Origin of the sequence: Nocardioides salarius, from assembly GCF_016907435.1 — a bacterium.
GTDB lineage: Bacteria > Actinomycetota > Actinomycetes > Propionibacteriales > Nocardioidaceae > Nocardioides > Nocardioides salarius.
In genome coordinates this window covers 3034843-3049248 of record NZ_JAFBBZ010000001.1, presented here as the reverse complement: position 1 = coordinate 3049248, position 14406 = coordinate 3034843, and the positions used below count along the sequence as shown (strand labels likewise).

General features: G+C 73.7%; 11 protein-coding genes. 4 read left to right on the top strand and 7 right to left on the bottom strand.

The window, feature by feature from the left end; genetic code table 11:
• Nucleotides 1–42: 42 nt before the first annotated feature.
• From JOE61_RS14750 to JOE61_RS14740, 3 genes are all read right to left on the bottom strand, one after another.
• Complete coding sequence (locus JOE61_RS14750; RefSeq protein WP_307823033.1) at nt 43–648, bottom strand: hypothetical protein; 606 nt, start codon at nt 646–648, stop codon at nt 43–45.
• A 47-nt stretch (nt 649–695) separates the two neighbouring features.
• Nucleotides 696–4598 (bottom strand): ATP-dependent RNA helicase HrpA, encoded by a 3903-nt coding sequence (gene hrpA / locus JOE61_RS14745; protein WP_193666925.1) that lies wholly within the window; start codon nt 4596–4598, stop codon nt 696–698.
• A gap of 70 nt (nt 4599–4668) precedes the next feature.
• The gene (locus JOE61_RS14740) at nt 4669–6207 is read right to left on the bottom strand and encodes a hypothetical protein (protein WP_193666924.1); all 1539 of its coding nucleotides are present in this window, start codon (nt 6205–6207) and stop codon (nt 4669–4671) included.
• A gap of 243 nt (nt 6208–6450) precedes the next feature.
• Between JOE61_RS14740 and rocD the strand changes: the two genes are divergently transcribed.
• Nucleotides 6451–7677, top strand: a complete 1227-nt coding sequence (gene rocD, locus JOE61_RS14735; protein ID WP_193666923.1) for an ornithine--oxo-acid transaminase — start codon at nt 6451–6453, stop codon at nt 7675–7677.
• A gap of 31 nt (nt 7678–7708) precedes the next feature.
• On the opposite strand, the gene JOE61_RS14730 is transcribed toward rocD, so the two are convergent.
• On the bottom strand, nt 7709–8320 hold the full coding sequence (locus JOE61_RS14730) for a TetR/AcrR family transcriptional regulator (RefSeq protein WP_307823032.1): 612 nt from the start codon (nt 8318–8320) through the stop codon (nt 7709–7711).
• A 49-nt stretch (nt 8321–8369) separates the two neighbouring features.
• Here JOE61_RS14730 and JOE61_RS14725 point away from each other — a divergent pair, with 49 nt between their 5' ends.
• Genes JOE61_RS14725 through JOE61_RS14715 form a run of 3 tightly spaced genes read left to right on the top strand, consistent with a single transcriptional unit; the run spans nt 8370 to nt 11351 of the window.
• Nucleotides 8370–9935: a flavin-containing monooxygenase gene (locus tag JOE61_RS14725; protein WP_193666921.1), complete on the top strand. Its 1566-nt coding sequence runs from the start codon at nt 8370–8372 to the stop codon at nt 9933–9935.
• Entirely contained in the window at nt 9932–10774 is an 843-nt protein-coding gene (locus JOE61_RS14720) for an SDR family NAD(P)-dependent oxidoreductase (RefSeq protein WP_193666920.1), read from the top strand. The genes JOE61_RS14725 and JOE61_RS14720 overlap by 4 nt, the downstream gene beginning before the upstream one ends.
• A gap of 31 nt (nt 10775–10805) precedes the next feature.
• Nucleotides 10806–11351, top strand: a complete 546-nt coding sequence (locus JOE61_RS14715; protein ID WP_193666919.1) for a ribonuclease FAU-1 family protein — start codon at nt 10806–10808, stop codon at nt 11349–11351.
• Here the strand turns inward: JOE61_RS14715 and JOE61_RS14710 are convergent.
• The 3 genes from JOE61_RS14710 to JOE61_RS14700 all read right to left on the bottom strand — a co-directional run bounded on the left by JOE61_RS14710 (nt 11348) and on the right by JOE61_RS14700 (nt 14334).
• Nucleotides 11348–12721: a threonine/serine exporter family protein gene (locus tag JOE61_RS14710; RefSeq protein ID WP_193666918.1), complete on the bottom strand. Its 1374-nt coding sequence runs from the start codon at nt 12719–12721 to the stop codon at nt 11348–11350. The genes JOE61_RS14715 and JOE61_RS14710 overlap by 4 nt on opposite strands.
• A gap of 74 nt (nt 12722–12795) precedes the next feature.
• Complete coding sequence (locus tag JOE61_RS14705) at nt 12796–13908, bottom strand: FUSC family protein (protein WP_193666917.1); 1113 nt, start codon at nt 13906–13908, stop codon at nt 12796–12798.
• 33 nt (nt 13909–13941) lie between these two features.
• A complete protein-coding gene (locus tag JOE61_RS14700; RefSeq protein WP_193666916.1) occupies nt 13942–14334 on the bottom strand; it encodes a hypothetical protein in 393 nt (130 codons plus the stop codon).
• Between the last annotated feature and the right edge of the window lie 72 nt (nt 14335–14406).

Sequence of the window (14406 nt, the reverse complement as noted above, 5' to 3'; positions counted from 1 at the left end):
CACAGGTGCGCGCCGGCGCCCTGCCAGCGCTCGGGCCGGCGATCAGGCCAGGCGCCCGGCCAGCTCGGCGTGGCCCGCGGCCTCGAGCTGCTCGGCCACCGCGAGCATGCGGCGTACGTCGTCGTGGACGGTGTCGGCGCGACCCGCGCGGCCGGCGCTGACGACCCGCGCGAAGGCGGCGCCGCGGAAGAGCACGTCGGCGAAGTCACCGCTCGCGATGCCGCGCAGCACCTCGTCGACCATCGCCTTGAGCTCCTCGGGGCCCGGCGGCTCCGCGACCCCGGCGACCACGCGGGCGACGGGTGCCCGACTGCGGCCCTCCTCGAACTCCCCCGCGGCACGCACCGGCTCGGCGTGCACCCAGGCGCGCAGCAGGTAGAGCCGCCACAGGCAGCCGGCCAGCGAGTCGGCCGGCGAGCCCGCCCAGACCTCGGCCACGGCCTCGATGCCCTCGGTGTCGGCCAGGTGCAGCAGCCGCTCGGCGACCGCCTCGTCGTCGCTCTCGCGGGCCCCGCGCACCAGGAGCTGGGCGGCGCGGTCGGCGGCCTCGGTGACCAGGGCGGGATCGACCCCGCCCTCGACGTCGTCGAAGAAGGCGCTGGTCATCTGCATCGGGCGGTGGTGGGGCCGTGGCTGCTCGCTGCTCACCTGCTCCACGCTACGCCGGAGGTGGCCGCGGGTGGCCGCGGGTGGGCTCAGCCCAGCACCTTGCGGATCCGCTGGTCGGAGACCGGCCCGTCGGTGCCCAGCTGCTGGGCCCACAGCGAGACGCGGTACTCCTCCAGCATCCAACGCACCCGGCGCAGCGCCTCGCCCGGTGGGCGGCCCTCGGGCAGCGCGGCCAGGCGGTGCAGGTAGGACTCCTGCAGCTCGGCCACCGCGTCCATCAGCCGTCGGTCCTGGCTCACCGCCAGGTGTCCGCCGTCGAGCTTCTCGCGCCGGGCCAGCAGCGCGGCGAGGTAGGTGGGGTAGCGGCGCAGCCGCGCCGGGCCGGCCTGGGCGACGAAGCCGCGGTGCACCAGCCGCTCGAGCTGGGCGCGCATGTCGGTCAGCGCCGGCAGCACCATCATCTCCGCGCGCCCCGACAACGCCTTCTCGGCGCGCCGCCACACCTCCAGCACCCGCACCACGTCGGCCAGCACGCCGCGCAGCCGGGCCTCCAGGTCGCCGCCCACGACGCCCAGCAGCGCGTCGTACGCCGCCCGGGTGCGCACCGCGGGCCGCGCGTCGACGGCGTCCTGCACGACGGCCGCCCGGCAGTCCTCGAGCAGCTCGGCCACCGAGGAGTAGGGCGAACCGGCGAGGCCGAGCTTCTGGGCGTTGTCGAGGCTGTCGAGCACCCGCTTGACCGAGGCGTCGCCGCCGCGGTCGAGGTCGAGCAGCAGCAGGCGGCGCACCCCGAGCCGGTGCCGGGCGTCGCGCTCGTCCTCGGAGCCGGCGACCTGCAGCCCCACCGTGGCGCCCTCGTCGACGAGGCCGGGGAAGGCGGTGACCTCGTGGCCGGCGCGCTTCTGGGTGAAGGAGGACTCGAGGTCGCCGAAGACCCAGGTGGTCTCGCCGGTGCGGGCCAGGCCGGAGTCGGTGGCCACGTCGGCGAGCGCCTGGGTGAACTGCCCGCGAAGCGGCGCCTTGAGCGCCTCGAGATCCTTGCCGCGGGCCTGCTCGCGGCCGTGGTCGTCGACGACGCGGTAGGTGGGGCGCAGGTGCTCGGGCACCTTGGCCCAGTCCCACGCCTCGCGCGGCACCACGACGCCGGCGGTGGCCCGGCACCAGCGCTCGAGCGCGTCGAGCAGCGTCTCCTCGCCCGGCGGCGTGTCGCGCAGGAAGTCGCGGGCCCGGTCGGGGGCGGGCACGAAGCTGACGCGCAGGTTCTTGGGCAGGCTGCGGATCAGGCTGGTGACCAGCTCCTCGCGCATGCCGGGCACGTTCCAGGAGAAGTCGTCGGCGGCGACCCGGTTGAGGGTGGCGACCGGCACGTCGATGGTCAGGCCGTCGTCGGCGGCGCCCGGCTCGAAGTGGTAGGCGATCGAGAAGGTCAGCCCCTCGCCCTCCCACTGCTCGGGGTAGTCGTCGGCGCGGACCTCCTCGGCGGTGTCGTGGGTCAGCATCGAGGGGTCGAGGTCGAGGAGCCGGCCGTTGCGCTGGCGCTCCTGCTTCCACCACTGGTCGAAGTGGGCGCCGCTGACGACCTCGGGGCCGACCCGGGCGTCGTAGAAGTCGAAGAGGGTCTCCTCGTCGACGACGATGTCGCGCCGACGCGCCCGGTGCTCGAGCTCGGCGGCCTCCTCGAGCCGGGCGCGGTTGCGCTCGAGGAACTTCTGGTTGGTGCGCCACTCCCCCTGCACCAGGGCGTGGCGGATGAACAGCTCACGAGCGACCTCGCGGTCGACCTTGCCGTAGGAGACGAGCCGGTCGGCGACCAGCGGGACGCCGTACAGGGTGGCGCGCTCGTAGGCCATCACCGCGGCGCGCTTGGTGCTCCAGTGCGGCTCCGACCAGGTGCGCTTGACCAGGTCGCCGCCCAGCCGCTCGGCCCACGCGGGGTCGATCGCCGCCACCTGGCGCGCCCAGAGCCGGCTGGTCTCGACGAGCTCGCCGGCCATCACGTACGCCGGGTTCTTCCGCGACAGCGCGCTGCCGGGGAAGATCGCGAAGCGGGCGCCGCGGGCGCCCTGGTACTCGCGCATCGGGCGGCGGCCCTTGGGCTTGGCCCCCGGCGACGGCTTCTCGCGCTCCTCCAGCAGCCCGATCTGGCTGAGCAGCCCCGAGAGCAGGGCCTGGTGGATGCCGTCGGCGTCGTACGCCGCGCCGCCCGACGAGCCGCTGCTGCCCAGGTCGAGGCCCATCTCCTTGCAGACCTGGCGCAGCTGGGACTCGAAGTCCTGCCACTCGCGCACGCGCAGGTAGTTGAGGTGCTCGCGCTTGCACATCCGCCGGAACGCGCTCGAGCTGAGCTCCTTCTGCTGCTCCTTGACGTAGCGCCACAGGTTGAGCCAGGTCAGGAAGTCGGACTCCTCGGCGTTGAAGCGGGCGTGCTGCTGGTCGGCCTGCGCGCGCTGCTCGGCCGGCCGCTCGCGGGGGTCCTGCAGGCTCAGCGCGGCGGTGATGACCAGCACGTCGCGCAGGCAGCCCAGGCGCTCGGCCTCGAGCACCATCCGGCCCAGGCGCGGGTCGAGGGGCATCCGGGCCAGCCGCTGGCCCACCCGGGTCAGCCGCGGCTCCTTCTCGCCGCCCACCTGCAGGGCACCGAGCTCCTCGAGCAGCTGCACGCCGGAGGCGACGTTGCGCCGGTCGGGCGGCTCCACGAACGGGAAGCCGGCGACGTCGCCGAGGCCCAGGCTGGTCATCTGCAGGATGACGCTGGCCAGGTTGGTGCGCAGGATCTCGGGGTCGGTGAACTCGGGGCGGCCCTCGAAGTCCTCCTCGGAGTAGAGCCGGATCGCGATGCCGGCCGCGACGCGGCCGCAGCGCCCGGAGCGCTGGTTGGCCGAGGCCTGGCTGATCGGCTCGATCGGCAGCCGCTGCACCTTGGTGCGTGCCGAGTAGCGCGAGATCCGCGCGACGCCGGTGTCGACGACGTACCGGATGCCCGGCACGGTCAGCGAGGTCTCGGCGACGTTGGTGGCCAGCACGATGCGGCGCCCGGTGTGGGAGGAGAAGACGCGGTGCTGCTCGGCGGCCGAGAGCCGCGAGTAGAGCGGCACCACCTCGGTGCCGCCACCGCGGGTCGAGGTGGTCAGCTCGGCCAGGGCGTCGGCGGTGTCGCGGATCTCGCGCTCGCCGGGCAGGAAGACCAGCACGTCGCCCGGACCCTCGGCGCTGAGCTCGCGCACCGCGTCGACGATCGCCTCGGTCTGGTCGCGCTGCACCGGCTCGCCCTCGTCGTCGTCCTCGCCGAGGTCGAGAAGGGGCCGGTAGCGGACCTCGACGGGATAGGTGCGCCCCGAGACCTCGACGACCGGGGCGGGGTTGCCGTCGCGGTCGGCGAAGTGGGCGGCGAAGCGCTCCACGTCGATGGTGGCCGAGGTGATGACCAGCTTGAGGTCGGGCCGGCGCGGCAGCAGCCGCTTGAGGTAGCCGAGCAGGAAGTCGATGTTGAGCGAGCGCTCGTGCGCCTCGTCGATGATGATCGTGTCGTACTTCCACAGCATCCGGTCGCGCTGCAGCTCGGCGAGCAGGATGCCGTCGGTCATCAGCTTGACCCGGGTGGAGCGCGAGGTGCGGTCGGTGAAGCGCACCTGGTAGCCGACCACCGACTGCTCGCCCAGCGGCCGGCCGAGCTCGTCGGCGATCCGCTCGGCGACCGAGCGGGCCGCGATCCGCCGGGGCTGGGTGTGCCCGATCAGCCCGCCGCGCCTGCGGGTCTTCCCGTCACGTGCGGTGTGCTCGGTGGAGCGCCCCCGGCCCAGCTCGAGGCAGATCTTCGGCAGCTGCGTGGTCTTGCCCGACCCGGTCTCGCCGGCGACCACGACGACCTGGTGGTCGCGGATCGCCTCGGCGATGTCCTCACGGCGCTGGGTGACCGGCAGCTCGGGCGGGTACGAGATCTCGAACGGGCTGCTGCTCGGCTCGGGTGCCGTCGTACCTGCCGCGTCCATGACCCGCCGATCCTCTCAAACACCCCCACACCCCGCCGACTCGGCTGGTTCGAACGAGCCGGGTCGGCGCTCAGCCGGTGGCGACGTCCACCAGCTCGCGGTAGCGACCGCGCACCCGGTACTCGTCGACGTCGTAGCGGCTGCCCTGGGTCAGGCCGACGTGCCAGATGATGTAGGGCCGATCCGTCTTGCGGTCGTGCACCATGTCGTCGCCGACCTCGTCGAGGCGCCACTCCTTGTAGCGGCTGCCCAGCTGGGTGCGCTCGACGAGCCGACCCTTCCGGTCCTCGAGGTGGACGACGAGGTAGGGCAGCGCGCCGTTGCGGTGCCGCTTGGAGCGGCCGCCCCTGACGCGCAGCTGGACCTTCTCGTAGCGGCCGCCCGCGGAGGGCGGGAGGTAGACGCCGTTCGCGGTGACGGCGTGCTCCTGGTCCGCCTTGTCGCAACGCAGCCCCGAGAACAGACCGATCGATCCGGGGACCCGGCGCGAGGACGGGCTCTTCACCCGCGCGCACCGGCCCACGTCGCGGTCGATCTCCACGTCGGTCGGGCGCAACCGCAGGTCGATCTTGCGCTCCGCCATGCGCTGGGCCACCACCGAGACCGTGGTCTCCACGGGCGCGCTCCGGTTGCCCGCCCGGTCGACCAGGGTCGTGCGCACGAGGTAGTCGCCCGTGGGCAGGCTCCTGCCGTTGCGCTCGCCGCGCCAGCTCGTGACCCAGAGCCGCTTGCCCGGACGCTTGCCGAGCCCGCCGCGCGCGACGACCTCGCCGGCGGCGTCCTCGGCCACGTAGCTGCCGCCGGCCACGTCGGCGGGGCCCGAGACCTTGACGGTGGTGGTGTCCTGGTACTCGTCACGCGGCGGGTAGACCGTGTCGCGGGACAGGCTCAGCGAGCCGATGACCGGGGCGGTCCGGTCCACCACGACGGTGCCGCTCACCTCGCCCTCCAGGTCGCCGTACGTCGTGGAGCTGTGGGAGAGGCGGGCCCGCAGCACGTGCGCGCCCTCGGGGAGCCCTGCGGGGACGACCGGGTAGAAGGTCAGCCTCGAGCCCGCCGTGAGCCGGCGCGCCTCGTACCCGGTCTGCCCGCTGGCCAGCGGAGCTGCCGAGGGGTCGGGGCCCAGGACCTCCCAGGCGACACTGCCCTCCCCGGCCGGGAACGGGCTGTCGATGGTGGCGCGGGCGACCACCTTGCCCTCAGCCACCCGGACGGTGCGGCCCCACGACGCGTGCAGCGCGCGCAGCACGACGAGGCGCGGCGAGCGCGCGATCTCGGTGCAGGACCGCTTCACGCAACCCTCGACACGAACGACGCTCTTGCCGTCCACGGGAAGCCCGACCACGGTGGGGCCGTCCAGGGCCAGCTCGGTCCGGTGCCCCTGCCAGGAGGCTCGTAGCCGGTCGTAGTCGTTGTCGGCGACCTCGACGACGTACTCGTCCCGGTCGGGGTTGATCCCCCTGACGTCGGGGAAGACGACCGTGGCGGACCGGGAGCCGACGTCGGCACCATCGGCGTCCTCGGCGGAGACGGGGGCCGTGACCCCCAGGAGGAGGGCGGCGAGGAGGAGGGCGGAGAGCACGGAGGCGTGCGCGCGCGGGAGGAGCATGGAACGGTCCAGACGGTCGGGCGGAGCGGCACCAGACCGCGTGTCAGGCGGCAGGGTATGCCGCGACGGCGCCCCGACGGTCAACGCCCCGGCCGCGGGGGCGGCTGGCGCCGCCGTACGATCGCGCGCGATCTTGGTTTTCGGGCTCCGATCTGCTCCCCTGGGAGTCGTAGCACCGCACGATCTCCCACGACCTGCACGCCGATGCCGTGCCGGCCACCTTCGACGCAGCAGGAGGAAGCCATGACGGCGTCCGCGACCGAGTCCCGCTCCAGCAGCGAGCTGTTCCAGCGCAGCGAGGCCCGCACGGCCCGCAACTACAAGCCGCTGCCGGTCGTGGTCGAGCACGCCGAGGGCGCCTGGATGACCGACGTCGAGGGCAACCGCTTCCTCGACCTGCTGGCCGGCTACTCCGCGCTCAACTTCGGCCACAGCCACCCCGAGCTGCTGCGCGTCGCGCACGAGCAGCTCGACCGGCTCACGCTGACCAGCCGCGCGTTCGTGCACGACCAGTTCGCCGACTTCTGCGCCGAGCTCGGCGACCTGTGCGGCAAGGAGCTGGTGCTGCCGATGAACACCGGCGCCGAGGCCGTCGAGACGGCCATCAAGGTGATGCGCAAGTGGGGCTACGAGGTCAAGGGCGTCACCCCCGGGCAGGCCAAGATCATCGTGGCCACCGGCAACTTCCACGGCCGCACCAGCACCATCGTCGGCTTCTCCGACGACCCCGACGCCCGTGACGGCTTCGGCCCCTTCGCCCCCGGCTTCGAGATGGTGGCCTACGGCGACATCGCCGCCGTCGAGGCCGCGATCGACGAGAACACCGTCGGCGTGCTGATGGAGCCGATCCAGGGCGAGGGCGGCGTCGTGCTGCCCCCCGACGGCTTCCTGCGCGACCTGCGCGAGCTGTGCACCCGCACCGACGTGCTGATGGCCATGGACGAGATCCAGGCCGGCCTGGGCCGCACCGGCAAGACCTTCGCCTCCGACCACGAGGAGGTCGTGCCCGACCTCTACGTGCTCGGCAAGGCACTCGGCGGCGGCATCGTGCCGGTCTCGGCCGTCGTCGCCGACCGCGACGTGCTCGGCGTCCTGCAGCCCGGCCAGCACGGCTCCACCTTCGGCGGCAACCCGCTGGCCTGCGCCGTGGGCCTGGCCGTGGTGCGGATGCTGGCCACCGGCGAGCACCAGGCCCGCGCGGCCGAGCTCGGCACCATCCTGCGCGAGCGCCTCGAGGCCCTGGTGGGCCACGGCGTGCTGGCGGTGCGGGTGCGCGGGCTGTGGGCCGGCATCGACATCGACCCGACCGTCGGCACCGGGCGCGAGGTGTGCGAGGCCCTGATGGCCCGCGGCGTGCTCGCCAAGGACACCCACGGCTCGACCATCCGCCTGGCCCCGCCGCTGGTCATCTCCGCCGAGGACCTCGCCTGGGGCCTCGACCAGCTCGCCGAGGTCGTGCGCGGGGCCTGAGGGCCCGCGCCGGCCCGCTCCCGCGCCGGCCCTACTGCTGCTCGGGCAGCAGCTGGGCCAGCGCCGGCAGCGAGCCGGCGATCAGCGCCAGCAGCTCGTCGCGGGAGACCCCGTCGGGCTGCACCTTCCAGCGCAGCACCAGCTCCTCCACCATCGCCGCCCAGCCGCGCGCCAGCAGCCGGGCGGCGGGGGTGTCGGGCACCAGGTTGCCGTTCGGGTCCTCCTCGAAGATCCGGTCGGTCAGGGCCCGCCGGGCGTCCTCGTAGATCTCGCGCAGCGTCTCGTTGCCGCTGGCGGCGCCGCGCACCAGCGACAGGTAGCCCTCGTAGTTGGCGTCCACGTAGTCGACGTACGCCGTGACCGAGACCAGCAGCCGGTGCACCGGGTCACCCTCCACCGGAGGCGCGGTCTGGCTGACCAGGTCGTCGGCCGCACGGCGCACGACCGCCTCGTGGAAGGCGTGCTTGTTGCCGAAGTAGTGGTAGAGCAGGCCGCGCGAGATGCCCGCCTCCTCCGCGAGCAGGTCGATGCTCAGCTCGTCGACCGAGCGGGTGGCCAGCAGCCGCACGCCGAGGTCGAGCAGCTGGGAGCGGCGCTGCTCGGGGCTCAGCCGGGTGCGGGGTGCGGGCGTGTGGGGACTCACGAGCACCATTCTATTGACACTCATTCAATAGCCGCAATAGCGTGCACGCATGTCCACTGCTGCTCCCTCCCGCACCCGGACCGTCGACCACCTCGTCGTCGGCGCCGGCTTCGCCGGCCTGTGCGCCGCGATCAAGCTCGCCGAGGACGGCGAGCACGACCTGGTGGTCGTCGAGAAGGGCGGTGACGTGGGTGGCACCTGGCGCGACAACAGCTACCCCGGCGCCGCCTGCGACGTGCCCAGCCAGCTCTACTCCTTCTCCTTCGCGCCCAACCCCGACTGGTCGATGTCCTTCTCGCCCCAGCCGGAGATCCAGGCCTACCTGCAGCGGGTGGCGCGCGAGTCGGGGGTCCTCGACCGCGTCGAGCTGCACACCGCGTTCGTCGACGCGGCGTGGGACGACGCGACCCAGCGCTGGAGCGTCGTCACCCAGGGCCCCGAGGGCCGCACCACCTGGACCTCGCGCACCCTGCTGATGGGCGCCGGCAGCCTCTCCGAGCCGCGGCTGCCCGACATCGAGGGCATCGACGACTTCGCCGGCGAGGTCTTCCACTCCGCACGCTGGGACCACTCGGTCGACCTGCGCGGCAAGCGGGTGGCCGTCATCGGCACCGGTGCCTCGGCCATCCAGATCGTGCCCGAGCTGCAGGAGGTCGTCTCCCACCTCGACCTCTACCAGCGCACCGCGCCCTACGTGCTGCCGCGCCACGACCGGCGCTACACCGCCCTCGAGAAGGCCGCGCTGCGCCACGTGCCCGGCCTGCAGCGCGCCTACCGCTCGGCCATCTACTGGGGCCGCGAGACCTACGTGCCGGCCTTCACCGTCGACGCCAGGATCGCGCTGCCGGCCAAGAAGGCCGCGCTGGCCAACCTGCGCAAGGCCGTGGCCGACCCCGACCTGCGCGAGCGCCTCACCCCGCCCTTCGAGCTGGGCTGCAAGCGGGTGCTGATCTCCAACCGCTACTACCCCGCCGTGGCCTCCGACAACGTCGAGCTCGTCACCGACCCCATCGCCCGGGTCAGCGCCACCGGCGTCGTGAGCGCCGACGGCACCGAGCGCCCGGTCGACGTGCTGGTGGTGGCCACCGGCTTCACCGCCACCGACCTGCCCTTCGCCCACCACACCACCGGGCGCACCGGCCGCACGCTGGCGCAGCGGTGGGACGAGACCGGGATGGCCGCCTACAAGGGCACCACGGTGCCGGAGTTCCCCAACCTGTTCATGCTGGTGGGCCCCAACACCGGGCTGGGCCACTCCAGCATGGTCTTCATGATCGAGTCGCAGGTCGCCTACGTGCGCGACGCGATCGCCACCCTGCGCCGCGACCGCTACGCCAGCGTCGAGCCCACCGAGCAGGCCACCGCCGCCTTCAACGACGACCTGCAGCGCCGGATGCGCCGCACCGTGTGGTCCACCGGCGGCTGCTCGAGCTGGTACCTCGACGAGCACGGGCGCAACACCACGCTGTGGCCGCGCACCACCTTCACCTTCCGCCGGCTGCTGGCGCGCTTCGACGTGTCGGCGTACGCCGTCACCGCAGAGCCCGGCTCCCCCGGCTCGCCCACGACACCCCCGCACCCCAGCAGCACCGACCGAGAGGCAGTGACCGCATGAAGAACCTCCGCGACAAGGTCGTCGTGATCACCGGAGCCGCGTCCGGCATCGGCCGCGCGCTCGCGCTCGACCTGGCCGGCAAGGGCGCCCTCCTGGCCCTCAGCGACGTCGACGACGCCGGGCTGGCCGGCACCGTCGAGCTGGCCCGCGCCGCCGGCGCGCGCGAGGTCCGCGGCGACCGGCTCGACGTGGCCGACCGAGCCGCCTTCGAGGCCTACGCCGAGGCCGTGGTCGCGCACTTCGGGCGCGTCAACGTCGTGGTCAACAACGCCGGCGTCGCGCTGGCCGGCGACCTGCTCGACCTCGAGTACGACGACATCGACTGGATCATCGGCATCAACTTCTGGGGCGTCGTGCACGGCACCAAGGCGTTCCTGCCCCACCTGATCGCCTCGGGCGAGGGCCACGTCGTCAACATCTCCTCGCTCTTCGGGCTGATCTCGATGCCCGGCCAGAGCATGTACAACGCCGCCAAGTACGCCGTGCGCGGCATGACCGAGGCGCTGCGCGAGGAGATGCTGGTGGCCGGGCACCCCGTCGGGGTGACCTCGGTGCACCCCGGTGGCATCAAGACCGCCATCGCCCGCAACGCGCGGGTCTCCGCGCGCGAGGACAAGACCAAGACCGCCGAGCTGTTCGACAAGAAGCTGGCCCGGATGACCCCCGAGAAGGCCGCGCAGATCATCGTGCGCGGCATCACCCGCAACCAGGCGCGGGTGCTGGTCGGCATCGACGCGCACGCCCTGCACCACCTGGCCAAGCTCACCGGCTCGCGCTACCAGGACATCATCGCCAGGAGCGCCAAGAAGGTGCTGCCGCAGGACGCGACGGTCGTCTGAGCCGGCCGGTCCCACGGCTAGGGTCGGGCGGGTGAGCCTGCCCGACCCCCGCCCGGTCCGCGTCGAGATGAGCAAGTGGGGCGAGCGCCCGCACTGGTCCTTCGACGGGCTGCTGCTCGGCGAGGACGAGTGGGGCGACTGGATCGGGGTGCCCGCCGGTGTGCTGCACGAGCGACCCGGCGCGCGCTTCCACTCGGCCGTCGACACCGTGACCCTCGCCCCGCGCGAGGGCTGGTACGCCGCGACCTTCCACGCCCCGGGCATCTGGGCCTCGGTCTACGTCGACCTCGCCACGCCCCCGGTCTGGGACGGTGACGTGCTGCGCTCGGTCGACCTCGATCTCGACGTGGTGCGCACGTCGGAGGGGCGGGTCTACGTCGACGACGAGGACGAGTTCGAGGAGCACCGGGTCGCGTTCGGCTACCCGGACGAGGTCCAGGCAGCGGCCCGCGAGTGGTGCGGACGCGTGCACCGGCAGGTCGTGGCCGGCGCGACGCCGTACGACGGGCACGCCCAGCGGTGGCTGGACCACCTCGCGGCCACCACCGGTGCCGGCTGCCGGGACCGGGCCCGCTAGGAGCCGTCGGTCTCCTCGGCCTCGCGGGCGGCCTCGGCGCGCTTGCGGCGGCGTCGACGGGTGCTGCTCATGACGTGCACCGGGCCGACCAGGCGCGGGCCGGCCAGGCGGGCCTCGACGCGCTGCGCCTCGCGCTTGAGCGGCTGGGCGACGTACTCGCCGAGGATCACGCCGCTGGCCAGCGCGATCGCGACCGAGATCGCCGCGACCATGGCCAGCAGGCCCGGCGAGGTCGCGCTGCCACCCTCGCTGAGCAGGGTCAGGCCGCGGTAGATCGACAGGCCGGGCAGCATCGGCACGATCGCCGGCACCACCACGACCAGGGGCGGCACCCGCATCCGCCCCGAGACGGTGAAGCTGACCAGGCCCACGAAGAGGGCCGCGATCGCCACCGACCAGGCGCGCCCGACCTCGGCGAGCTCGATGACCCGGCTGATCGTGATGGCGGTGCCGGCGACCAGCGCGATCGGGACGAGGATGCGCCGCGGCGCGTAGGTCGAGTAGGCGAAGGCGGAGGCGGCGATGGCCGAGCCGAGCGCCAGCATGCCGGCCGACTGCAGGTTGGCCACGCCCGGCTCGAGCTGCGGGATGCGCACCCCCAGCGAGCTGGCCACGCTCAGGCCGCCCGTCACCCCGGCGATGATCCCGGCGGTGGCCAGGAACGCCTCGAGCAGGCGGGCCGAGGCGGTGACGTAGAAGCCGGTGAGGGCGTCCTGGAGCGCTCCCATGAAGCCGATGCCGGCCAGCAGCATGATGATGTTGGCGGTCACGACCAGCGAGACGTTGACCGAGAGCGGGGTGGCGCCCACGCCCAGCGCCAGCAGCGTGGCGACGCCGCCGCCCACGACCTGCTGGTAGAACGACGGCATCCGGCGCCGCTGCATCCGGTCCTGCACCTTGTCGATGAGGATCGCCGAGACCACCGCCAGCGCGATCACCAGCGGCCCGCCGCCCAGCTGGATCGCGACGCCGCCGCACATCAGGCCCCAGCCGCCGGTCACGGCCCAGCGCCGGCGGTCGTGGCCGGTGGAGACGATCTGGGCGAGCTCGCTGCGCGCCTCGTGCACGTCGACCAGGCCGTCGAGGACCCGGCGCACCAGGTGGTCCACCTGGGTCAGGTGGTCGTAGTCGATGGCGCGGCGGGTCACCTGGCGGGCCGACGCGAGCGCGGGCTCCTCCGGGTTGGCCTGGTAGGACATCGCCAGCGAGGTGAAGGTGATGTCGACGTCGGCGTTGCGCATGCCGAGCTCGCGCGCCACGCCCTGCATGGTCGCGGTGACGTCGGCCGCCCCGGCGCCCGAGGAGAGCAGCAGCTCACCGACCCGCAGGCACAGGTCGATGGTGAGGTTCGCCTCGCGCGCTTCGAGCATGCTGCGATGGTGGCAGGTCGCCGCACGCGACTCGAATCCCCCACGACGTGGAGTCGCTCACGTCGACCAGAGCCTCAGCCCGGCGGTGGCGGCAGCGTGTCGGTGGCCTCCAGCTGGCCCATCCCGGTGAGCATCAAGAGGTCGACCACGATGGAGCGCAGCTGGGCCAGCACCACGTCGCCGGTCATCTCCGGGGAGCGCTCGACGCGGCCCGAGTCGAGCCCGACGCGCACCAGGAACGAGCGCGCCGCGACCGGCACCCGGTCGGTCGCCAGCTCGGCCGCCACGACGTCGACGGCGTGCGCGAGGTCGCGGGCCAGCTCGGCGTACGACGACGGGACGGGGCGGCGGTGGTAGGCCGCCACCGCGACCTGGCGCATCAGCACCCGGGTGCTGCGGATCGCGCGGTCCATCGGCGAGACGACGTCGACCATCCGCCGGATCTCGGGCCGGTGCCGCACCCGGAACGGCGAGGACGCCACCACCGCCATGCCTTCGTCGGCCGCCGCCTTGAGCTCGCGCAGCAGCGGGTCGGTCGAGCGGGCCTCGGCGAGCAGCTCGAGGCCGCGCTCGGCGTCGCCGTCGACGATCACCTCGGCGGCGCCGCGCAGCAGGTCGGCCTGCTTGCGCAGCACCACCGCGGCCTGCTCGCGAGGTCGGCGCAGCGGGGCGGCCGGCACCACGGTCGCGGCCAGCAGGGCCACCGCGCCGCCCACCAGCGCGTCGCTCCACCGGGTCAGCGACTCGCCGGTGCCGGGCAGCAGCGCGACCACGAAGACCGACTGGATCGCGGCCTGGTTGACCAGCAGGGTGCCGCCGTCGAGGAGCACGGCCACGGTCATCGCCAGCCCGACGATCACGCCCAGCTGCCACCAGCCCGCCCCCAGCCAGGCGACCAGCAGGTCGGCCAGGCCGACGCCCACCGCCACGCCCACGGTGACCTCCGCGACGCGGCGCAGGCGCTGGCCGTAGGAGGTGCCGAGGCTGACCACCGCGGCGATCGGCGCGAAGACCGGCACGCTGTGCCCGAGCAGCTCGGAGGCCACCAGCCACGCCAGTGCGGCGGCCACCGCGCACTGGGCGATGTGCCAGCGCTTGGTCTTCCACCGGGCCACGCGGCCTCGGTAGGACGACCGCCCGCGCGCCAGACCGCGGTTCCAGAGCTCGTCGATCGGGGCCGCTGCCATGGCTCGATCCTGCCACCGCCGGGCGGCACGGGCTCAGCCGGCGCGACGGGCGTACTTGATCGCCTGCTTGAGGTCGGCGAGGTCGCGGTACCAGACCTTGACCTCCTTGCGGCAGCGCACCCGCCCGATCTTCTTGGGGTACTCCTGGCACTCGGCCATCGCCTCGCTCGTCGTGGGCGGGAACTGGGTCGAGCCGTCGTAGTGCTGGATGCCGAAGCCACCGTCGGCGTTGCCGGTCACGCGCACGATCGTGTCGGGCGCGGGAGCGCGGGTGTCGCGCGCGGACTCGGTGGCCTGCGCGGCGCCCACCACGAGGCCGGTGCAGACCGCGCCGGCGCCGAGGGCCACCACCAGTCGGCGCCCCGCGCCGGCTCGCGGGCCCGGGCGGGTCTGGTGGGCGGGACGGTGCTGGGTGGAGGTGGTCATGTCTGCTCCCGAGGGGTCCGGCACCGGCGGTTCCGGTGCTCGTCGGGAACGCTAGGAGCCGCTGCGCCCCGC